The sequence below is a fragment of the Lysobacter sp. TAB13 genome, from assembly GCF_052113885.1.
GTDB lineage: Bacteria > Pseudomonadota > Gammaproteobacteria > Xanthomonadales > Xanthomonadaceae > Lysobacter > Lysobacter gummosus.
In genome coordinates this window covers 22,386-43,907 of record NZ_JBFRDR010000006.1, presented here as the reverse complement: position 1 = coordinate 43,907, position 21,522 = coordinate 22,386, and the positions used below count along the sequence as shown (strand labels likewise).

Below are 21,522 nucleotides of genomic sequence, written 5' to 3'. Positions count from 1 at the left end.
CATGGACGCCGTCATCGAACGCTCCCTCACCTGGCTGCGCGTGTGCGGTCTCGACGACATCCCCGCGCTCGGCGCGCGCGTGCTCAAGCGCGACGGCGCCGACGACATCGCGCTGTTCCGGACCGGCGAGGATCGCGTGTTCGCGCTGCGCGACCGCTGCCCGCACAAGGGCGGCGCTCTGTCGCAGGGCATCGTCGCCGGCGACACCGTGACCTGTCCGCTGCACGGCTGGAATATCGCCCTGGGCAGCGGACAAGCGCAGGCGCCGGACGTGGGCTGCGCGCACCGGTTCCAGGTTCGCGTGGAACACGGCGATGTCTGGCTCGCGCTCGAAGGCGACGGCTGATGGACGGCTCCGCCGCGCCCACGCTGCGCACGCGCACCCGCTCCACGTGCTGTTACTGCGGCGTGGGCTGCGGCGTGCTGATCGACGCCGAGCGCGATGCGGCCGGCAGCCGCATCGTCGGCGTCGAAGGCGACCCGACGCATCCGGCCAACCACGGCCGCCTGTGCACCAAAGGCCGCGCCTTGGCGCAGACCGCGCACAGCGCGCAGGGCCGGCTGCTGGCGCCGGAACTGCGCGCGCATCGCCAGCAACCGCGCCGCCGCGTCGACTGGGCGGTGGCGCTGGACACCGTCGCCGATCGCCTCGCCGACATCGTTCATCAGCATGGTCCGGACGCAGTGGCGTTCTATTTGTCCGGACAACTGCTGACCGAGGACTACTACGTCTTCAACAAGCTCGCCAAGGGATTGCTCGGCACCAACAACATCGACACCAACTCGCGGCTTTGCATGTCGAGCGCGGTCGCCGGTTACAAACTGGCCTTCGGCGCGGACGGCCCGCCCACCTGCTACGAAGACCTGGAGCTGGCGAAGACCGTACTGTTCGCCGGCAGCAACATGGCCTATGCGCATCCGGTGCTGCTGCGCCGGCTGGAAGACGCGCGCCGCGACGATCCGCAGATACGCTGGATCGTGATCGATCCGCGCCGCACCGACACCGCGGCGATGGCCGACCTGCATCTGGCGATCCAGCCGGGCACCGACGTGGCCCTGTTCAACGGCATGCTGCATCACCTGCTGTGGGAAGACCTGATCGACCCGGTCTTCATCGCCGGCCACACCAGCGGATTCGGCGAACTCAAAACGCTGCTGCGCGAATACACCCCACGCATGGCAGCGGAATTGTGCGGCATCGAGGTCGCCGATCTGATCCAGGCGGCGGAGTGGTTCGGCCGCAGTCCGGCGACTTTGTCGCTGTATTGCATGGGTTTGAACCAGTCCGTGCACGGCACCGACAAGAACCTGGCCCTGATCCACCTGCATCTGGCGACCGGACAGATCGGCAGGCCCGGCGCCGGTCCGTTCTCGCTGACCGGGCAGCCCAACGCGATGGGCGGACGCGAAGTCGGCGGCATGGCGACCATGCTCGCCGCGCATCGCGACATCGAAGTCGCCGAGGATCGCGCGCAGGTCGAGCGCTTGTGGGGCCTGCCCGCGCATACCTTGTCGGCGCGGCCTGGTCTGCCGGCGGTCGCGCTGTTCGATGCGCTGCGCAGCGGCAAGGTCAAGGCCGTCTGGATCGCCTGCACCAACCCGGTGCATTCGATGCCCGACATCGGCCATGTGCGCGAAGCCTTGCAACGCGCCGAACTGGTGATCGTGCAGGAGGCGTTCGGCAACACCGACACCGTGCCTTATGCCGACGTGTTGTTGCCCGCCGCCACCTGGGGCGAGAAAGAAGGTACGGTGACCAATTCCGAGCGCCGCATCTCGCGGGTGCGCGCAGCGGTGGCCGCGCCGGGCGAGGCCAAGCCCGATTGGTGGATAGCCAATGAAGTCGCGCGCCGTCTCGAAGCGCGTCTGGCGCCGCCAGGCGCGGCGCCGCTGTTCGCGTTCGACTCCACCGCGGCGATCTTCGACGAACATCGAAGCCTCACCGTCGGCCGCGATCTCGACATCGGCGGGCTGGATTACGCGAAGCTGGAAGCCGACGGGCCGCAGCAATGGCCGTTCCCGGCGAACGCCGCGCAGGGGCAGGCCCGCCGTTACACCGATGGCGTCTTCGCCACCGCCGACGGCCGCGCACGCTTTCACCCGACACCGTACCGGCCCGTCGCCGAAGCGATCTCGGCGCATTATCCGTTGCGTCTGCTGACCGGGCGCCTGCGCGATCAGTGGCATGGCATGTCGCGCACCGGTCGCGTACCGGGCTTGTTCGCGCACAGCCCCAGACCGGGCCTGCGCATGCATCCGCAGGACGCGGCGCGGCGCGGGTTGGCCGAAGGCGAACTGGTCCGCGTGACCGGCAAGCGCGGCGAACTGGTGCTTGCGCTGCAGTTATCGGACGAACTCGTCTCCGGCACGGTATTCGCCGCCATGCACTGGAGCGGCCAGTTCCTGTCCAGCGGCGGCATCAACGAACTTACCCAGCCGGCGGTAGATGCGCGCTCGCAGCAGCCGGAACTCAAGCACGCCGCGGTACGGGTGGAGAAAGCCGAGTTCGGCTGGCATCTGCTGGCGGCGCGACGCGGCGAGGTATTGAATTTGCAGGCAGCGGTGCAACCGCTGTTGAAGGAATGCGCGTTCGCCGAGCTCAGTTTCGCGGCCGAGCCCGGCGCCGGCGACGACATCGCCTGGCTGACCTTGCGAGCCGCGCACGCGCAGGCGCCGCCCGACGCCTGGCTGGATGCGATCACTCAGGCGCTTACGCTGTTGCCGGGCGCTGACGCCGTGGAATACCGCGACGCGCGGCGCGGCTTGCTCAAACGCGTGATATGGCGCGCAGATGCCGGCGAGCGCCATATCGACGGCGTTCTGCTGAGCGACACGCAGCCGCATCGCATCGAGGAAGCCTTGCTGGAACGCGCACTGTCCGGCCGCGCCTGGCGCGGCTCCGGTTTGGCTGTGTTCGCGCAGTCCGGCCACGGCCTGCGCGACGCGCTGGTGTGCAACTGCATGCAGGTCGGCGAAACGGCCATCCGCGAACAGGTGGCGCAAGGCGCCGGCGTGCGCGAACTCCAGCAGCGCCTGGGTTGCGGCACCGTCTGCGGCTCGTGTCTTCCGCAACTAGCGCAACTGTGCCGGCAACCGCAACGCGCATGAGGTCATCGATGACGAACGACGACGAACTATCGCCGCGCCACACCCGCCCCCGCGATCGCGGCAATGCCAGGGTAGTGCTGCTGTCGGCGGGCCCGGGCGACCTGGAACTGCTAACGCTCAAGGCGGCCAAGGCCCTGGCCGCCGCCGAGGTTCTGCTGCTCGACGACCTGGTCGCGCCCGGCATCGTCGAACTGGCGCCGCGGGCACGGATCGTGCGCGTCGGCAAGCGGGGCGGTTGCCGTTCGACACCGCAAGCCTTCATCTGCCGCCTGATGCGGCGCTATGCGATGCAAGGGATACGGGTCGTGCGGGTGAAAGGCGGCGATGCCCTGCTGTTCGGGCGCGCCGGCGAAGAGATCGCCTTCCTGCGGCAGGCCGGCATCGAGGTCGAAATCGTCAACGGCGTCAGCGCCGGATTCGCCGCCGCCGCAGCGTTGGGCATGTCGCTTACCCATCGCGATCATTGCCATGGGGTCACCTTCGTAACGGCGCATACGCACGATCACGGCGAGCCCGACTGGGCCGCCCTGTCGGCCACCGGAACCACGCTGGTTATCTATATGGGCATGACGCGTATTCAATCGCTGACGCGGGCGCTCTTGCGTCATCTCCCGTCCGATACTCCCGCCGCGATCGTGCAATCGGCGAGTCTTCCCGATGAAGTGCGTTTATTCGCGACTCTGGATCAGTTATCCGGACAATCGGATAAAACGTGGCCGGATCGGCCGGGCGTGATTCTGGTCGGGCGGGCCGTGGCGCAAGCGCGTGAGGAAGTTGCCTGCGGCCCATGCGCCTGCAAGGAAGATTTCCGCGAGCGCTTACAGCGCTGACTGAAGGGGCCGCCCGCAACCACAGCCGCGACAGCGTGAACGCCCCGGGGCGGCGCCACGCCGTCGCAGCCGTCGTTCAAACCATCAGCGCCGGTACACGCGCACGTAGTCCACGTGCATCTTCGCCGGCAGCTTGCTTTCGTCGATGTTGAAGCCCGGCCAGTTGCCGCCGATGGCGAAATTCAGCAGCAGGAAGAAGTCGTTGTGGAACTCCTGCGTGCCGTTGATTCCGTTCTGGATGTTGGCTTCGTGGAACTTGACGCCGTCCACGTACCAGCGGATCGCGTTGACGTCCCACTCCACCGCGTACACGTGCCAGTCGGCGACGTTGAGCGCGGTGTTGCCGCCGTACTGGGCGTAGTTGCCGTTGTGATCGCGCCAGTGGATGGTGCCGTAGGTGCGGTTTTCGTTGTTGATGTGCTCCATCACGTCGATTTCGCCTGAATCGGGCCAGCCGACCTGCGGCATGTTCGCGCCCAGCATCCAGAACGCCGGCCATGCGCCCATGAACGACGGCAGCCGCATGCGCGCTTCGATCTTGCCGTACTTGAAGGTGCGCACGCCCTGGGTCTTCATGCGCGCGGAGGTGTAGCGAAAGCCGTTGAAGTCCTGGCGCCGGGCGGTGATGACCAGCGCGTTGTTCTCGATGCCGGCGTTCTCGCGGCGGTAGTACTGCCGCTCGTTGTTGCCCCAGCCGCCGCTACCGTTGCCGGTCTCGAACACCCAGCTCGGGCCGATCGATCCGTTGAACTCGTCGCTCCATGCCAGTTGCCAGTTCTGCGCGCTGGCGCCGCCGGCGAACAGGCAGGCGACGGCGAAAATCATGCCTTTCATCAGTTGTTTCATGGTGTGTGATCCTTGTGGGAAACGCGAAAGACGTCCATCGACCCGTTCCGGCGTTGCGTGCGAACAGGCTCATGCGTCGCCGCCGGATGACCGCCGCACGCCAGGTTCGCGGCCGAAACTGTCTCGCTATGACAGCGCTGTCAACGAACGTTTCCGCGGGGCTCGGGTTTGCGGGGCCGGCTTCACACTCTGGATGTGGGCTGGTTGGTAATAAGCGCCGGCATCGGCTCATGCCGTGTTGCACGACAGCACGCGCGGCGCGGCGCCGCCATCGAGCGCTGCGCGCCGTTATGCATACAGGTATCGGCACCCTTCCCCGTCGACGACAACGACTTCGGAACCGCTACTACAAGTCGCGCACCATCGTGCGCATCTGCGCTCGCGGGCGCGACTCAGGCGGTCACGGCCGCGTTTACACGCTCAGCGGCCGCGAACGATTGGCCGGACATCCGCGGCGATCGCGTCTTTAATGTTTGAGCATCTGCGGTGCGCATCACGTCGCAGGCGAAGTTAATGGCGTATTTCTGCCTGCGGAATCGGCGCTTGCCGATCGTGCTCATGCATGCGTAAACGTTTCTGGAGAAACTTTTTCTGCGGACATGGAGGTTGTCCACGCGCATCGATGCATGCGCACACCAACGATTCGCGGCGATCCTCGCCCCTGATCTTTCGATCGGACTTGCCGTGCCCATTCTTCGGCGTCGCGCTCGCGAGCCGCACGTCCGATCGAAGACGAAGCCGACATAAGGAACGACGGCGCGCCTGAAAACGCGCCGCCAACGCGGCCACGGATGGCTGTACCGGCGCAACGCACACGCACGTGCTGTTTCGCCAAAGACCGGTGCGGACTCGGGCCGCAGCGGTCGAGCCGGGAAACCCGCAATGCAGGTTCCCGATCGTTTGCCCTAAGGACTATCCCCCAACATGGAGCTTGTTATGAAAAATCTACTCGCGTTGAGTCTGGTGTTGCTGATCGGCGTTCCGGCGATGAACGCCGCCGAAGCTAAGGAACCTGTATTCAAAAAATTGAACGCCAAGGCCAAGTTCATCCACGGCGACAATCTGATCAAGGGCCTGCTGCCGGAAACCGGCGCCGCGACAGACGCGCGGCTGCAGACGCCGCAACAAAAGGCCGCCGGTTTGAGCGCGGTGATGGTCACGCGCAATGGCGATGTGTACGAATCCAAGATGAATCCGGAAGATGTCGCCATCTTCGAAAAAGCCATCAAGGACCTGGAAGCGGTCGGCCGCACCGCCACTTCGTTCAGCACGGCGCCGAGCTTCCCCACCCTTTACGAGGACGGCCGGGTCACGCCGAAAGTCGTCATCGGCGCGGACGACCGCGTGCAGGTGTCGAACACCGTCGCCTCGCCGTACTGGCATATCGGCCGCATCGGCATCGGTTGCACCGGAACGCTGATCACGGCCAAGCACGTGCTCACCGCCGGCCACTGCGTGTCCAACGGCGCCGGCACCTGGTATTCCGCCCTGGATTTCACCACCGCCCAGAACGGCAGCTACCAGCCCTGGGGCACCACCACCTGGGCCCGCGCCGTCACCACCACCGCGTGGCATAACAGCGCCGACAGCAATTACGACTATGCGCTGATCGTGCTCAACTCCGCGCCGCACGGCGGCAACTCCGGTTGGGGTACCTACTCCGGCGGCACCCACACCATCAGCGGTTACCCGGGCGACAAGCCGCTCGGCACGATGTGGACGCACTCCGGCCCGGTCAGCACCAGCGGCTCCTACCGCCTGTGCTACACCATCGACACCGCCGGCGGAAACAGCGGCAGCGGCATCGCCAGCGACGGCGGCGTCAACGTCCGCGGCATCCATACCACCGGTTCGGCCAGCCAGAACTGCGGAACCCGGATCACCAGCACGGTCTACAACACGCTGCAGAACTGGATCAGCACGTATCCTTGATCGAACCGCATCGATGATATGAGTCGATGCCCGCGTGGCGCACCGGAACGACGGTGCGCCACGTTCTCATCCCTTCGCCCAACAACCGAGGCGGCCATGATGAAACCGGTCTTCATCGCGATACTGATGCTGTTGGCGGCCTGCGGCCTCGACAACAAGCAGCCGACCAAGCCGGCGGCCGTCGATCAGGAGCCGTTGGAAAGCGCGCTGATCGTCGGCAGCGCGGAGTCTCCCGACCCGGTGCTGGACAAAGTCATGGCTTTGGAAAAAAGCGGCGTGGTGAAAGACGTGGTGGTGCAGGAATCGTTCCCGGTGCAGATCCGCCTGCGCGCGCCGCGCCGGGTGATCGACGAACTCAACCGCATGCCCCGAACCGGGCAGTTGCGTTAGCGGCGCGGCCGAATCTGTTCGATCCTGTTCGCCCTCGCGCCTTCAGGGCGCTGAAGGCTGTCGATTTAGTAGCTACGTGTACGACCGTAGCGACAAGCCGTCACGGTGTTCGTCATCACTCCAACGCCGCGTCCACGATGCCTTGCGCCTCGCGCAACAGCGTGCGCAAGTGCTCTTCGCTCTTGAAGCTCTCGGCATAGATCTTGTAGATCGCCTCCGTGCCCGACGGCCGCGCCGCGAACCAGCCGCCGGCGGCCACGACCTTGATGCCGCCGATCGGCTCGCCGTTGCCCGGCGCCGTGCTCAATACCTGTTCGATCTTCTCGCCCGCGACGCGGTCGGTGCGCAGTTGCTCCGGCGAGAGTTTGGCCAGCTTCGCTTTCTGCGCCGGCGTGGCGGCCGCGTCGACGCGGCTGGCGAAGGGCTTGCCGAGTTCGTCGGTCAAGCGCGTATACGCCGAGCCCGGGTCCTCGCCACGGCGCGCGGTGATTTCCGCCGACAGCAGCGCCGGCACCATGCCGTCCTTGTCCGTCGCCCAGACCGTGCCGTCGCGGCGCAGCAACGAGGCGCCGGCGCTCTCTTCGCAGCCGAATCCCAGCGAACCGTCGAGCAGTCCGTCGGAAAACCATTTGAATCCCACCGGCGCTTCGAACAATGTCCGGCCCAGGCGCCTGGCCACGCGATCGATCAGCGCGGTGGTGACCACGGTCTTGCCGACCGCGGCGCGCTCGCCCCAATGCGGCCGGTGCTGGAACAGGTAATCGATCAGCACCGAAAGATAATGGTTCGGTTCCATCAACCCGGCGCTGCGCGTGACCACGCCGTGGCGGTCGTGATCGGTGTCGCAGGCGAAGGCGACGTCGTACCGATCCTTCAGGCCGATCAGCCGCTGCATCGCGTACTTCGACGACGGGTCCATGCGGATCTTGCCGTCCCAGTCCGCACTCATGAACGCGAACTGCGGATCGACCATGTCGCTGACGACAGTCAGATCGATCCGGTAACGCTCGGCGATCGGCGCCCAGTAATGCACGCCCGCGCCGCCCAGCGGATCGACGCCCATATGCACGCCGGCGCCGCGGATAAGATCGAAGTCGATGATGCTGGCCAGATCGGCGACATAGGTGTTGAGGTAATCGTGTTCGCGCGTGCTGGCGGCCTTGCGCGCCTGCGCCAGCGGCATGCGCCTGACGCCGTCCAGGCCGGCCTCGATCAGCGCGTTGGCGCGGTTCTGCACCCAGTGGGTGATGGCGGTGCCGGCCGGGCCGCCGTTGCTCGTGTTGTATTTGAAGCCGCCGCTGTCGGGCGGATTGTGCGACGGCGTGATGACGATACCGTCGGCGAGGCCGGCGCTGCGGCCGCGGTTGTAGACCAGGATCGCATGCGAAATCGCCGGCGTCGGCGTGAACTCGCCGTCGGCGGAGATCATGGTCTCCACGCCGTTGGCGGTCAGCACTTCCAGCGCGTTGTCGAACGCCGGCAGCGACAGCGCATGCGTGTCCAGGCCGATGAACAGCGGGCCGTCGATGCCCTGGCTCTTGCGGTAATCGCAGATGGCCTGAGTGATCGCCAGGATATGCCACTCGTTGAAACTGCGATCGAGCGAACTGCCGCGATGGCCGGAAGTGCCGAACGCGATGCGCTGCGCCGGCACCGAGGGATCGGGTCGAAGATCGGCGTAAGCCGACAGCAGCTTGCCGACATCCACCAGCGTGGATGCCGGCGCCGCTTTACCGGCGTATGGGCTGATGATCTGACTCATACGCCCGATGGTACAGGCTCAGGTTTCGCGCGACACAACGCGTCTCACCCTTTCGCGAACTCAGCTTGCCGCCTTCAGGGCATGCTTGCGCACGCTCATGACCTTGTGGCATTCGCGCACCTGCGGCAGCAGGCGTTCGACTTCGGCGCGCGCCGGCGCCGGCGTGTCGGCATCGGCCAGCGTTTCGTTGAAGGCCTTCAACAGACGATCCTCGGACTCTTCCAGCTCGGCCACGTAGCCGTACTGCGTATCGCCCAAGGTGGCCCGCACCTTGCCGTAGAACTGCTGCATCGAGCCGACGAAGGTGCCGTGTTCGGCCGGCTTGCCGCCGGCCGCGACCACCGCCGAGCTCAGCGAATCGACGATATCGGCCTTGACGCCGGCGATGCGTACGAACAGCGCGGACAACTCCGCGTCCTTCACCTTCTGCGCGGCTTCGTCGTAGAAGCCCTTGCCGTCGCGGGCGATCTCGATGAGATCGTTGAGGCTGTGCGCAATCTTGGTCTGGTTGTTCATTGGAACTCCTGGAGGTTGCCATCGAAATGGGGCGGCGTATTCGCCGATGGAAACGACTATTTCCGAAGGCTCATTAAGGCCTCGTGACCTGTTCGTTGTTCGAAACAACGATGCGATATCGGCGTTCATGCGACGCACGATGCGATCGGAGCTGCGACCTTAGGTGCGCGGCGATGTGGTGCGCGTGAAGTCCGGCGACGAAGTTCTGAACTGTTCAGCGCGGTGTTGTTGCGGCTTCATACATGCGCGATCGCGTCACGGCGATTGAACATCGGCCTGCCACACTCGCGGCGCATGCATTCACAGGTTCATCCGATGTCGCCCTCGCCCACCCGCTCCAGCCGACAGCTTTCGACCATCGTCCAGGCGTCGCCTTTCGTGATGGCGCAACGCCTGATGGACATGGCGCTGGCCACGCAACCGCCATCGGGCCGCGATCAGCGCGAATGGAATCGAATGTTCACCGAGAAAGGCAGCGCCGCGATGGAAGGCTGGTGGGCGATGATCAATGCGATGTGGCTCGCGCCGATGTCGTACAGCGCCTGGACGCTGTGGCCGAACCCGTGGCAGTACTGGACCGGACTCGCCCATGCCGGCGATCGCATCCTGGCCGAAGGGCTCAAGCCGGTGGCGCGTACCGTCTCGGCCAACCGGACGCGGCTGGCACGGCGCGGATCGTCCAGGCGCTGACACGTGCGATGCGCGGGCTCATGACGCCGGCGCGATCAGGGATTGCTCTGGCATTCTTTCGCGATGGCGCTCATGACCTTGTGCTTCAACAGCGCCACCTCGACCTGGACCTCATAGCCGTTCCAGGTGTTGTCCAGCGGCGGCAGCGATTTCAATCGGGAATCCAGCGTGTCGATGTCGGTCGCGGCCGTGGCCGCCACCTGCGCGCATCGCCCAGCGCTCAACCGTTTCGTCAGCGGTTCGGTCGCGGCGGAAATGGCGCCGAGCTGGCGCTCGTAGCAGGCGCCGACGATGTTGCCGCAGCCGCCGAAGCTGCATTGCTCGCGGTCTTTCTTGGTTTCCCGCAGGCATTGATCGAACTGCTTATCCGCCTGCAGCTTGATGTCGCCGGCAAACGCCGCGCCGGGCAAGAGGACGAGCAGCACGAGAATGATCGAAGCGGATTTCAATGTCGGAGTCTCGGGCATCGTGGCCGGGGTGAGCGAACGCAAGCATCTCACACGCCCGAGCGCGCCTCGATCGCCCGCAGCACCGCGATCATGTCCTCCTGCCCGTGGCCCAGCTTCACCGTCTCGCCGAACAGGGCATGGCAGACATCGAGTAGCGGCGAAGCCACGCCGGCCGCGCGCGCCGCCTCGGCGATCAGGCGGTTGTTCTTGAGCACGTCCAGCGCCGCGGCCTGCACGGTGAAATCGTCCTGAGTGAGTTTGCCGAGCTTGACCCGCGACACCTGGCTCGCCATCGGGCCGGCGTCGAGCACGGCCTGCAACAGGCTCAGGTCGAGACCGTGCCGCTGCGCGAAGTGCACCGATTCGGCCAGGCCGGTGACCAGCGAAATCAGGAACAGATTCACCGACAGCTTCATCAACAATGCCGCGGGCACCGCGCCGCAGACGAAGGACTGGCTGCACATCGGCGCCAGCAACGGCCGCACCCGCTCGACCGCCGCGCTTTCGCCGGCCAGCATCGCGACCAATGCCCCCTGTTCGGCAGGGCCGCGCGAACCCGACACCGGCGCTTCGACGTATGCGCCGCCGGCGGCGCGGATATCGGCTTCCAGCGCGCGCGAGTACTCGGCCGAAGTCGTGCCCATGTGCACCACGATGCGGCCGCCGACGTTGGCACCGACCGCGCCATCGGCGCGTTCCAGCACGGTGTCGATCGCCGCTTCATCGGCCAGCATCAAGAACACCACGCTCGCCTGCCGGAACAGTTCGTCGGTGCTGGCGGCGACGCGCGCACCGGCCTCGCGCAGGATCTCGAGCGCCGGCTCGGAGCGATTCCAGACGATCGGCGCCAGCCCGGCGCGGGCCAGATTCAAGGCCATGGGCCGGCCCATGACGCCCAGGCCGATGAAGCCGATGTCGGTATCCAAGCTGTTCTCCGATGGGGCCGCGGTCTTGCAAGCTTAATTAATGCCGGCGCCGATCAGGCTGAATATTTGTACACGCTGCGTTGCGAATAACCCTCGGCGCTGCGAGCCGGCTGAATACGTGCGTCGCATCGAAGGATTTCCTGCGGTTAAATGACCCGCCCACTGTTCAACCTGCAAGGCCCGCCAATGACCGATTCGAACGCGGTGATCGAATGGCTGCTCGACGCCGACCCGGCGATCCGATGGCAGGCGATGCGCGATCTGCTCGACGCGCCCGAATCGGCATGGCAGGCCGAACGGGCCAAGGTGGAGCACGAGGGCTGGGGCGCGCGACTGCTGTCGGCGCAGGACCCGGACGGGCAATGGGACGGCGGCGCGTTCGTGCCGGCCGGTTTCGATTCGCAGCAATGGAAGCAGCACGGGCAACCGTGGACGGCGACCTGTTTTGCCTTGACTCAGTTGCGCGAGTTCGGCCTGGACCCGGCCTGCGAGCGGGCGCGGCGCACGGTCGAGCTGGTCGGCGCGCATTCGCGCTGGGACGAAGGTGGCCAGCCGTTTTGGGCCGGCGAAGTCGAGGAATGCATCAACGGCCGCACCGTCGCCGACGGCGCTTATTTCGGTGTCGATGTCTCGGCCATCGTCGCGCGGCTGCTCGGCGAACGCCTCGACGACGGCGGCTGGAACTGCGAGCGCTGCAACGGTTCGCGTTGCTCTTCGTTCGCCACCACCCTCAATGTCCTGGAAGGCCTGCTGGAATTCGAGCGCGCCGGCGGTGGCAGTGCGCAGTCGCGGCAGGCGCGGCGTATGGGCGAGGAGTATCTGCTGCGCCGCCATCTGTTCCGCCGCCTGAGCACCGGCGAGCCGGCCGATCCGCGCTTCCTGCAGTTCCTGCATCCCAACCGCTGGCGTTACGACGTGTTGCGCGCACTGGATTACTTCCGCGACGCGGCGCAGCTTTCCGGCAGCGAACCCGATCAGCGCCTGCACGAAGCCGTCGAGCATCTGCGCAGCCGGCGTTCGCCCGACGGCACCTGGCCGCTCGACTGGAGCCCGGGCGGCCGGGTCTGGTTCGACATGGACGAGGGCCCGGGCCGGCCGTCGCGCTGGCTGACGCTGCGCGCCTTGCGGGTGCTCAGGTGGTGGGACGGCGCCGGCGTGGCCGCGCTCAGAACCGGAAGCTGACGCCCACGTTGAAGGATCGGTGGCGCCGAGCAACAACGGCCCCTGCTCGTACATCTCAGATCGCCGGCGCGATGAAGCGCCAAACGAAATTCACCGACGGCAGCACGAAGCTGCGGTCGCCTTTCCGCGCGGATGTTTCGTTTTATATCAATACCGAAAGCAAACGAACTATTGCATACTTTCGTCTTACGAAGGAGTTCCGTATGACGGCCAGCCGCGACACCAGCCAGCGACGCCTGCAGATCAGCGAGCTGGTACGCCAGCACGGCAGCGTGCAGGTGGCGGCGCTGGCTTCGCGTTTCGGTGTGAGCATGCAGACGGTGCGCAAGGACCTGCGCTACCTCGCCGAGCGCGGCGTCATGGCGCGCGCCTACGGCGGCGCGATCGACAGCGGCGTGGTCGGCGGCGCCCAGGCCGAGCCGCAGTACGAGGCCAGGCGCACGGTGTTTCTCGATGAAAAGCGCCGCATCGGCCAGCGCGCCGCGGCCCTGGTCAAGGCCGGCGACACCATCGCCATCGATTCGGGCAGCACCGCCGTCCAGTTGGCCGAGGCGATGCCCAACATCGATATCACCGTGGTCACGAACGACCTCGGCGTGCTGTCGGCGCTGGCACCGAAGAGCAACATCCATATCGTGATGCTGGGCGGTGAATTGCGGCGCAAGAACATGGCCTGCTACGGCGGGCTGACGGTCGATGCGCTCGGCGCGCTGCACGTGGACATGCTGTTTCTGGGCGTGGACGGTTTCGATCTGGAGCGCGGCATCACCACGCACTACGAGCCCGAGGCCATGCTCAATCGCAAGATGGTCGAGGCCGCGCGGGCGGTGATCGCGATCGCCGACAGCTCCAAGTTCGGTAAGGTCTGCCTGCACCGCATCATTTCCGTCGGCGATCTGACCACGCTGATCACCGATACCGGGGCGCCGGAGGATATCCGCCAGGCCAGTCAGCAGTTGGGGTTTGAGTTGTTGCTTGCCTGAGGCGGGGTTGCGATCGCTTTGATTGTGGGAGGGGCTTCAGCCCCGATGCTTTTCGCTCAGGCGATGAAGATCCACCGCATCTGAGCCAAGAGCATCGGGGCTGAAGCCCCTCCTACAAAAGACGGCGCGGCCGCGATCATGCGCCCAGCAGCTGCGCCTGGCCGGGCGCCCGCGCCTGCCGGCGCGAGCGCAGCCATTCGGAGAACCGCTCCATATACAGATAGATTACCGGCGTGGTGTACAGCGTCACCAGTTGCGACACCAGCAAACCGCCGACGATCGACACGCCCAGCGGCCGCCGCAATTCGGCGCCGATGCCGTTGCCCAGCGCCAGCGGCAATGCGCCCAGCAGCGCGGCCGCGGTGGTCATCATGATCGGGCGGAACCGCAGCAAGCAGGCGCGGCGGATGGCCTCGGCCGCGCTCAGGCCGGTGCGCTGCGCTTCGATGGCGAAGTCGATCATGATGATCGCGTTCTTCTTGACGATGCCGATCAGCAGCACGATGCCGACGATGCCGTCCACCGACAGGCTCATCCCGCACATCATCAACGCCAGCAGCGCGCCCACGCCGGCCGGCGGCAGGGTCGAGATGATGGTCACCGGGTGGATGTAGCTCTCATACAACACGCCCAGCACGATGTAGATCACCACCACCGCCGCCAGCAGCAACAAGATCTCATCCGACAGCGAGGCGGAGAACTCCGCCGCCTTGCCGATCAGCTGGCCGCGTATCTGCGGCGGGAACTTGAGCTCGCGCTCGACCTCGGCGATGGCCTCCACCGCCTGCGACAGCGAATAGCCCGGCGCCAGATTGAACGACAGCGTCACCGCCGGCAGCTGCTGCTGATGGCTTACCACCAGCGGCGCGCTGGTGACGCGGGCGCTGGCCAGCGACGCCAGCGGGATGGCGCCGCCTCCGCCGATCTGGAAGCCGACATTGCCGGTATCGCCGATGCCCGAAGGCGTGGCCGAATTGCTCGAACTGAGCTGGCCGTACTCGGTGGCGTTGCTGCCGGTCAGCGCGCCGTTGCCGTTGCCGCGCACGGTCAGCTGGTTGAGCAGGGCCTGGCTGCTGCGAAACTGCGGCCCCACTTCCATCACCACGCGGTACTGATTGAGCTGGGTGAAGATGGTCGAAATCTGGCGCTGGCCGAACGCGTCGTAGAGGGTGTCGTTGATGGTCTGCATCGGCACGCCCATGCGGCTGGCCTTGGCGCGGTCGATGGTCAGATCGAGCGCGTTGCCCTGCGCGGCCAGATTATTGCCGACATCGGCCAGCTCCGGCCGCTGGCGCAGGCGCTCGGTCATTCGGGCGGCATAGCCGGCCAGCTCGGCGGAATTCACCGACGACATCGAGTACTGGTACTCGGTGGCGGCGACGCGGCTGTCGAGCGCCAAATCCTGCACCGGCTTGAGATACAGCGCCACGCCGGGAATGTCCGCCACCGCCTGCTGCAGCCGCGGCAGCAACGCGTCCAACCCGTCGCGCTCGCCGCGATCCTTCAGCACGATGCTCAGCTGCGCTTGATTGAGCGTGGGATTGACCGAGCCGGCGCCGATGAACGCGGCCACGCCGGCCACGCCCTCCTGCTTGCGCAAGGCCTCGGCGACCGCGCGGGTGCGCTGCTGCATCTGCGCGAAGGCGACGTTCTGGTCGGCCTGGATCACCCCGGCGATCAAACCGGTGTCCTGCTCGGGCAACAGCCCCTTCGGGATGATCGCGTACAGCGCCACGGTCAGCGCCACGCTGGCGGCGGCGACCGCGATGGTCAGGCGCTGATGGCCCAGCACCCAGTCCAGCGAACGTTCGTACACACCGACGATGCGCGTCCACAGAGTGCGGCGGCCGCCGGCGGCGTCGCGCTCGTGCGCGTCGTCGCCGTCCGGCAACGCTTCGCGCTTGAGCAGATAGGCGCACATCATCGGCGTCAGAGTCAGCGACACCAGCATCGAGATCGTCACCGCGATGGTCAGCACCCAGGCGAACTCGTGGAACAGACGGCCGGTGACGCCGGGCATCAGCAGCAGCGGCAGGAACACCGCCACCAGCGACACCGTCAGCGACAGCACGGTGAAACCGATCTGCTTCGCGCCGATTTCCGCCGCCTCCTTGCTGCTCTTGCCCTGCTCCATGTAACGCACGATGTTCTCGACCATGACGATCGCATCGTCGACCACGAATCCGGTCGCCACCGTCAGCGCCATCAGCGACAGGTTGTCGAGCGACATGCCGGCGAAGGCCATGACGCCGAAGGTGCCCAGCAGCGACAGCGGCACCGCCACCGACGGGATCAGCGTCGCCCACAAGCGGCGCAGGAACACGAAGATCACCCCGACCACCAGGCAGATGGTCAGCACCAGGGTGAATTCCACATCGTTCACCGAGGCGCGGATGGTCACGGTGCGGTCGGCGAACACCTCCAGGTGCACGTCGGCCGGCAGCACGCTGCGCAGCTCGGGCATGATCCGCTGGATGCGCTCCACCGTCTGCACGATGTTGGCGCCGGGCTGGCGGCGCACGTCCAGCAGCACCGCCGGCTTGCCGTCGGCCCAGGCGGCGAGTTGGTCGTTCTCGACGCCGTCGATCACCTGGGCCACGTCGGCCAGCCGCACCGGCGCGCCGTTGCGATAGCTGATGATGGTGTTCTTGTATTCGGTCGCATCGCGCAACTGGTCGTTGGTGCCGATGCTGTAGGACTGGGTCTTGCCGTTGAGCGTGCCCTTGGGCGCGTTTACGTTGGCCTGGGTGAGCGCGCTGCGCACGTCCTCCAAGGTCAGGCCCAGATTGGACAGTTGCGCCGGATTGACCTGCACCCGCACCGCCGGCCGCACGTTGCCGGCGATCGACACCAGTCCCACGCCCTGCACCTGCGAGAGTTTCTGCGCCAGGATCGAATCGGCGTAGTTGTTGATGTCGCGCAGCGGCAGGCTGTCGGAAGTCAGTTTGAGGGTGAGGATCGGCGCGTCGGCCGGATTGACCCGGTTGTACACCGGCGGATACGGCAGATTGCTCGGCAGGATGCCCTTGGCCTGGCTGATCGCCGCCTGCACGTCCTGGGCGGCGACGTCGATGTCGCGGTCCATGTTGAACTGCAGCACGATCGTGGACAGGCCCGCGGATGAATCCGAGGTCATCATCGCCAGGCCCGAGATCTGGCCGAAGTTGCGTTCCAGCGGCGTGGTCACCAGCGCCGCCATCGTCGCCGCGCTGGCGCCGGGGTATTGCGTGGTGACGACCAGACTGGGCGCGTCGATCTGCGGCAAGGCCGACACCGGCAACTGGCGATAGCCAAGGATGCCCAGCAGCATCACCGCCACCACCAGCAGCGAGGTGGTGATCGGGCGGCGGATGAAGAGAGTCGACAATCCCATGGCGCGGTCAGTGCGCGGCGGCGATGGGAGCGGCCGGCGCCGCCGCGACTTCGCCGGGTTTCAAGGCCTTGACCTTGCTGCCCGGCTTGAGCCGGAACTGGCCCTCGGTGACGATGCGCGCGCCCGCGGCGAGACCGGAGACGACCATCACGTGACTCTCGCCGACCTCGCCCGCCAGCTTGACCGGCTGCATCTTCACCGTCTGGTCGGCCTGCAGCAGATAGACGTAATCGCCGTCGGGACTGCGCTGCACCGCCTGCGCCGGAATCACCAGCCCGCCGGCCACCGTGCGCAGCTTCAGCCGCACGTTGACGAACTGCCCCGGCCACAGCGCGCCTTGTTCGTTGACGAACACCGAGCGCAGCTTGAAGGTGCCGGTGGCGCTGTCCACCGTGTTGTCGATGACATCGAGCGTGCCGCCCTGGGCGACGGTGTGCGCGTCGACGCGGTCGAGCGCATCGACTTCCAGCGCCGCAGCGCCGCCGGCGGCGCTGCGCACCAGATCCAGGTTCTGCTCGGGCAAGGTGAAGCTGACGTAGATCGGCCGCACCTGGGTAATGGTGACGATGTTGGTGCTGGTGGTCACCACGTTGCCCGGATCGACGCCGCGGATGCCGGCGACGCCGTCGATCGGCGAGACGATGCGGGTGTAGTCCATCTGCACCTTCGCGTTCTGGATCGCGGCCTGATCCGCGGCGATCTGGGCCTCGTTCTGGCTGACCGTATTGCGCTGGGTGTCCAGATCGATCTTCGACACGTACAGGCTGTACTTGGGATCGGAAGAGCGCTGGTAATTGCTGCGCGCGGTCGCCAGCGCGGCCTGATCCTGGCGCAGCTTGGCGGTGGCCTGATCGTAGCTGGCCTGGGCGTTGCGCGGGTCCAGTTGCGCCAGCAGCGCGCCCTTCTTCACTTCCTGGCCTTCCTTGAAGTTGATGCTCAGCAACTGCTGTCCGCCGACCTGCGGATTGACCGCGACGCTGTTGCGCGCCTGCACCGTGCCCTGGGCGAGCAGGTACACCGGCACGTCCTGGCGCGAGACCGGTTCGACGGTGACCGGGATCGGCGCGGCCTCGGCGCCCGCCTGCGCGCCGGGGCCGGCATCGGCCGAGGACGTGTGCAGCACGCCCATCGTCGCCACTCCCATTACGACCACGACGGCGGCGATCAACGCGATCTTGCTAAAACGCGACATGAAACACTCCTGGCATGCATGAGGCAGGTGGCGCATCCGCCGGCGGCGGTCGGCGCGCATCTGTCGTTTATCAAGGTCCCGCTACAACGATTTGAAATCCGGCGGAAACTTGCGGTATTTGCCGCGAAAACTGCGAGCGGTCACTCTTTTGGGAACGGTGCGAACAGCGCCTGGGCCAGCCCCTGCGCCTTGAACGCGCGCTTGGCCGCGCGCTTCTCGCGCCGCGCCGCCTTGCGTTGCTTGCGATCGTGGTTCCACAGGTAAATGGCCGGCGTGCTCAGCAAGGTCAGCAGCTGCGACACCAGCAGCCCGCCGACGATGGCGATGCCCAGCGGCTGGCGCATCTCCGCGCCCACGCCGAAGCCGATCGCCAGCGGAAACGCCGCGCCGATTGCCGCCAAGGTCGTCATCAGGATCGGACGAAAACGCACCAGCGCCGCCTCGCGCACCGCCTGCAACGGGCTCAGGCCGCGCTCGCGCTCGGCGGTCAGGGCGAAGTCGACCATCAAGATCGCGTTCTTCTTGACGATGCCGATCAGCAGCAGCACGGCGATGATCGTCATCAACGTCACCGGCGTCTGCGTGACCAACATCGCCAGGAACGCCCCCACCGCCGCCGCCGGCAGGGTCGACAGGATCGTCAGCGGGTGCTCCAGGCTTTCGTAGAGAATGCCGAGCACGATGTACATCGCCGCCACCGCTGCCAACAGCAGGATCAGGCCGTTGGATTGCGCCGATTCCATGCGCAGGTTGTCGCCGGTCAGGTTCAGGCGGATGCCGGCCGGCACCCCGGCCTTGCTCACCGCCTGCCGGATCAACTCGGCGCTGCGGTCGGGGGTGACGCCGTCGGCGAGGTTGTAGCTGATCTTCACCGATTCGAGCTGGTTGTAATGGCTGATGCTGGCCGCGGCGATGTTGGGCTCGATCCTGGCCATCGTCGACAGCGGAATCATCTGTCCGGCCGGGGAACGCACATAGGTGTTGAGCAGCGCGTCTGCGCTGAGGCGGCCTTCGTTGGAGGACGTCAGCACCACCCAATACTGGTTGATATCGGAATAGATCACCGACACGGTGCGCTGGCCGAAAGCGCTGGACAGGGCCGAGTCGACATCGGCCATGCTGATGCCCAGGCGGCTGGCGATGTCGCGATCGACCTTCAGCATTTGCTGCTTGCCCACCGCCTCGTAGCTGCTGCCGACATCGCGGAATTCCTTCATCGCGCGCAACTGTTGCACGACCTTCAACGCCCACGGCTGCATGTCGCCGCTCAGGCCGTTCACCAGTTGGAACGAGAACAGGCCGCCGCCGCTGCCCCGGCCTTCGTCGCCGCCCAGCAATTGCAGGGGGCTGATCACCACCGAGATTCCGGACAGTTTTTCGTAGCGGCGGTTGAGGCGTTCGATCACCTGACGCAGGCTTTCGCGGCGCTCGCCGGGGCCCGTGCCCAGCGGCTTGAGATCGACGAACATGTTGCCGCCGCTGCCGACCGCGCCGCCGCCGCTGTCGGAACCCAGAATCGTGGTGACGTCCAGAATGGCCGGGTCGGCCCGCATGATCGCGATCAGTTCTTCCGCGCGATCGGCCAGCAAGGTCGGCGAGATGTTGGTGTCGGCGCGGAACGTGGCCTGCAGCATGCCGGTGTCTTCCTCCGGCATGAACGCGCCGCCGGCGGTTTCCACCACCGCCAGGGCCAGGCCGACCGTCGCCACCAGCAGCAGCAACGGCTGCCAGCGCATCAGCCGGCGATGGCGCAGGGCCCAGTCCAGCGAGCGCTCGTACACGCCGTGCAGCCATCGGTCGAAGCGCTCCACGCTCGCTTCCAGCTTCGACACCCGCGCCGGCTCATGCGGCTGCGCCGTCAGATAGCGCGCGCACAACGCCGGGGTCAGGGTCAGCGAGACGATCGCGGAGATGATCACCGCCGCGGCCAGGGTCATGGAGAACTCGCGCAGCAGCACCACCAGCTCGTTGTTGCCCAGCAGCAGCGGCAGGAACACCGCCAGCAGGGACAAGGTGATCGAGACGATGGTGAAGCCGATTTCGCGGATCGCGATCATCGCCGCGCGCAGCGGCGGCTGGCCCAGTTCCATGTGGCGCACGATGTTCTCGATCACCACGATGGCGTCGTCCACGACGAAGCCGATGCACAGCACCAGCGCCACCAGCGACAAGGTGTTGAGCGAATAGCCCAGCGCCCACATGGCGATGAAGGCGCCGGCCAGCGACAGCGGAATGCTGAGCATGGCGATCAAGGTGGGGCGCAGGCGGCGCAGGAACACCAGCATCACCGCGGCCACCATGGCGATGCTCAGCAGCAGGGTGATCTCGACCTCGTGCAGGCCCGAGCGCACCGTGCCGGTCAGATCGAACATCGGCACCACCTGCACGTTCGCCGGCAAGGCCTGCACCAGCGCCGGCAATCGCTCGCGGATCTGCGCCACCGTGCTGACCGCGTTGGCCTGCGGGCGCTTGCCGATCTGGATCGTCACCGCCCGCTGCGCGCCGAACCACGCCGCCTGATAGCGGTCCTGCTGGCCGCTGGCGACGCTGGCGACATCGCCCAGGCGCACCGCCGCGCCGTTGCGCACCGCGATCAGCAGATCGGCGAATTCCTTCGGATCGTGCAAGGCGCCGTTGGCGCTGACCGTCATCTGGGTGCGGCCGTCGCTGAGGATGCCCTGCGGCGAGGTGACGTTGGCCGCGATCAGGGCGTTGCTGACATCGTTGGCGGTGATGCCCTTGGCCGCCAGCGAGACCGTATCGAGTTCCACCCGCACCGCGTGCGGCGCACCGCCGGTCACCTGCACCTGGGCCACGCCGGGAATCTGCGCGATCGCCGGCTTCAGCAAGGTGTCGGCCAGATCGTAGAGTTTGTCCGGCGGCTGCCCGTCGGAGGTCAGCGCCACCATCAGGATCGGGATCGCGTCGGTGTTGGCCTTGAAATACTGCGGCGGCGCCGGCATGCCCGCGGGCAGATCGGGCGCGGCGTCGTTGATCGCCGCCTGCACGTCGCGCGCGGCCTTGTCGGCGCTGCGGCCGAAGTTGAACGACAACTGGATCTGCGCCGCGCCTTCGCTGATCTGCGACTCCATCGACTGCAGCCCGGCGATCCGCCCCAGCCGCCGCTCCAGCGGCGCGGCCACCGTGGTCGCCATGGTCTGCGCGCTGGCGCCGGGCATCTGCGCCATCACCACCACGCCGGGAAATTCCAGCGACGGCAACGCCGCCACGCCCAGCAGCAGATAGGTCCACAGTCCCGCCAGCACCAGACCGATGCCCAGGAGCGACAAACCGACGGGACGGCGAATCAGCGGAGCGAAAATATTCATGCAACGATCGAAAC

General features: G+C 66.5%; 17 protein-coding genes. 8 read left to right on the top strand and 9 right to left on the bottom strand.

Annotated elements, in window-relative coordinates; all coding sequences use genetic code 11:
- Position 1: 1 nt before the first annotated feature.
- From nirD to cobA, 3 genes are read left to right on the top strand one after another with little or no spacing between them, the layout of a single operon-like run.
- Complete coding sequence (gene nirD, locus AB4Y92_RS09180) at positions 2-346, top strand: nitrite reductase small subunit NirD (RefSeq protein WP_441819345.1); 345 nt, start codon at positions 2-4, stop codon at positions 344-346.
- Positions 346-3,108 (top strand): nitrate reductase, encoded by a 2,763-nt coding sequence (locus tag AB4Y92_RS09175; RefSeq protein ID WP_441819344.1) that lies wholly within the window; start codon positions 346-348, stop codon positions 3,106-3,108. The genes nirD and AB4Y92_RS09175 overlap by 1 nt, the downstream gene beginning before the upstream one ends.
- Before the next feature lie 8 nt (positions 3,109-3,116).
- On the top strand, positions 3,117-3,938 hold the full coding sequence (cobA, locus tag AB4Y92_RS09170) for a uroporphyrinogen-III C-methyltransferase (RefSeq protein ID WP_441819343.1): 822 nt from the start codon (positions 3,117-3,119) through the stop codon (positions 3,936-3,938).
- An 84-nt stretch (positions 3,939-4,022) separates the two neighbouring features.
- Here the strand turns inward: cobA and AB4Y92_RS09165 are convergent, their stop codons facing one another.
- Both AB4Y92_RS09165 and AB4Y92_RS09160 read right to left on the bottom strand, forming a co-directional pair.
- Complete coding sequence (locus AB4Y92_RS09165; protein WP_441819342.1) at positions 4,023-4,784, bottom strand: glycoside hydrolase family 16 protein; 762 nt, start codon at positions 4,782-4,784, stop codon at positions 4,023-4,025.
- Between the two features lie 392 nt (positions 4,785-5,176).
- Entirely contained in the window at positions 5,177-5,344 is a 168-nt protein-coding gene (locus AB4Y92_RS09160; protein ID WP_441819341.1) for a hypothetical protein, read from the bottom strand.
- A gap of 376 nt (positions 5,345-5,720) precedes the next feature.
- Between AB4Y92_RS09160 and AB4Y92_RS09155 the strand changes: the two genes are divergently transcribed.
- Both AB4Y92_RS09155 and AB4Y92_RS09150 read left to right on the top strand, forming a co-directional pair.
- Entirely contained in the window at positions 5,721-6,716 is a 996-nt protein-coding gene (locus AB4Y92_RS09155; protein WP_441819340.1) for a trypsin-like serine peptidase, read from the top strand.
- A 96-nt stretch (positions 6,717-6,812) separates the two neighbouring features.
- Positions 6,813-7,106, top strand: a complete 294-nt coding sequence (locus AB4Y92_RS09150) for a hypothetical protein (RefSeq protein ID WP_441819339.1) — start codon at positions 6,813-6,815, stop codon at positions 7,104-7,106.
- Between the two features lie 115 nt (positions 7,107-7,221).
- Here the strand turns inward: AB4Y92_RS09150 and pgm are convergent, their stop codons facing one another.
- Positions 7,222-8,868, bottom strand: coding sequence for a phosphoglucomutase (alpha-D-glucose-1,6-bisphosphate-dependent) (gene pgm, locus AB4Y92_RS09145; RefSeq protein ID WP_441819338.1), 1,647 nt, complete (start codon positions 8,866-8,868; stop codon positions 7,222-7,224).
- A 60-nt stretch (positions 8,869-8,928) separates the two neighbouring features.
- Complete coding sequence (locus AB4Y92_RS09140) at positions 8,929-9,384, bottom strand: PA2169 family four-helix-bundle protein (protein WP_441819337.1); 456 nt, start codon at positions 9,382-9,384, stop codon at positions 8,929-8,931.
- 315 nt (positions 9,385-9,699) lie between these two features.
- Between AB4Y92_RS09140 and AB4Y92_RS09135 the strand changes: the two genes are divergently transcribed.
- A complete protein-coding gene (locus tag AB4Y92_RS09135) occupies positions 9,700-10,074 on the top strand; it encodes a hypothetical protein (RefSeq protein ID WP_441819336.1) in 375 nt (124 codons plus the stop codon).
- Positions 10,075-10,109: 35 nt separating this feature from the next.
- Here the strand turns inward: AB4Y92_RS09135 and AB4Y92_RS09130 are convergent, their stop codons facing one another.
- Both AB4Y92_RS09130 and AB4Y92_RS09125 read right to left on the bottom strand, forming a co-directional pair.
- Positions 10,110-10,499, bottom strand: a complete 390-nt coding sequence (locus AB4Y92_RS09130; RefSeq protein WP_441819335.1) for a hypothetical protein — start codon at positions 10,497-10,499, stop codon at positions 10,110-10,112.
- 71 nt (positions 10,500-10,570) lie between these two features.
- Positions 10,571-11,449 carry an NAD(P)-dependent oxidoreductase gene (locus AB4Y92_RS09125; RefSeq protein ID WP_441819334.1) on the bottom strand — a complete coding sequence of 293 codons (879 nt, stop codon included), beginning with the start codon at positions 11,447-11,449 and terminating at the stop codon, positions 10,571-10,573.
- Between the two features lie 150 nt (positions 11,450-11,599).
- Here AB4Y92_RS09125 and AB4Y92_RS09120 point away from each other — a divergent pair, with 150 nt between their 5' ends.
- Positions 11,600-12,631, top strand: a complete 1,032-nt coding sequence (locus tag AB4Y92_RS09120) for a hypothetical protein (RefSeq protein ID WP_441819333.1) — start codon at positions 11,600-11,602, stop codon at positions 12,629-12,631.
- A 203-nt stretch (positions 12,632-12,834) separates the two neighbouring features.
- The gene (locus AB4Y92_RS09115) at positions 12,835-13,614 is read left to right on the top strand and encodes a DeoR/GlpR family DNA-binding transcription regulator (RefSeq protein WP_441819332.1); all 780 of its coding nucleotides are present in this window, start codon (positions 12,835-12,837) and stop codon (positions 13,612-13,614) included.
- Between the two features lie 136 nt (positions 13,615-13,750).
- Here AB4Y92_RS09115 and AB4Y92_RS09110 read toward each other — a convergent pair whose 3' ends face one another.
- The 3 genes from AB4Y92_RS09110 to AB4Y92_RS09100 form a co-directional block, all read right to left on the bottom strand.
- Positions 13,751-16,987 carry an efflux RND transporter permease subunit gene (locus AB4Y92_RS09110; RefSeq protein ID WP_441819331.1) on the bottom strand — a complete coding sequence of 1,079 codons (3,237 nt, stop codon included), beginning with the start codon at positions 16,985-16,987 and terminating at the stop codon, positions 13,751-13,753.
- A 7-nt stretch (positions 16,988-16,994) separates the two neighbouring features.
- Positions 16,995-18,179 (bottom strand): efflux RND transporter periplasmic adaptor subunit, encoded by a 1,185-nt coding sequence (locus AB4Y92_RS09105; RefSeq protein WP_441819330.1) that lies wholly within the window; start codon positions 18,177-18,179, stop codon positions 16,995-16,997.
- Positions 18,180-18,319: 140 nt separating this feature from the next.
- Positions 18,320-21,508, bottom strand: a complete 3,189-nt coding sequence (locus AB4Y92_RS09100) for an efflux RND transporter permease subunit (protein ID WP_441819329.1) — start codon at positions 21,506-21,508, stop codon at positions 18,320-18,322.
- Between the last annotated feature and the right edge of the window lie 14 nt (positions 21,509-21,522).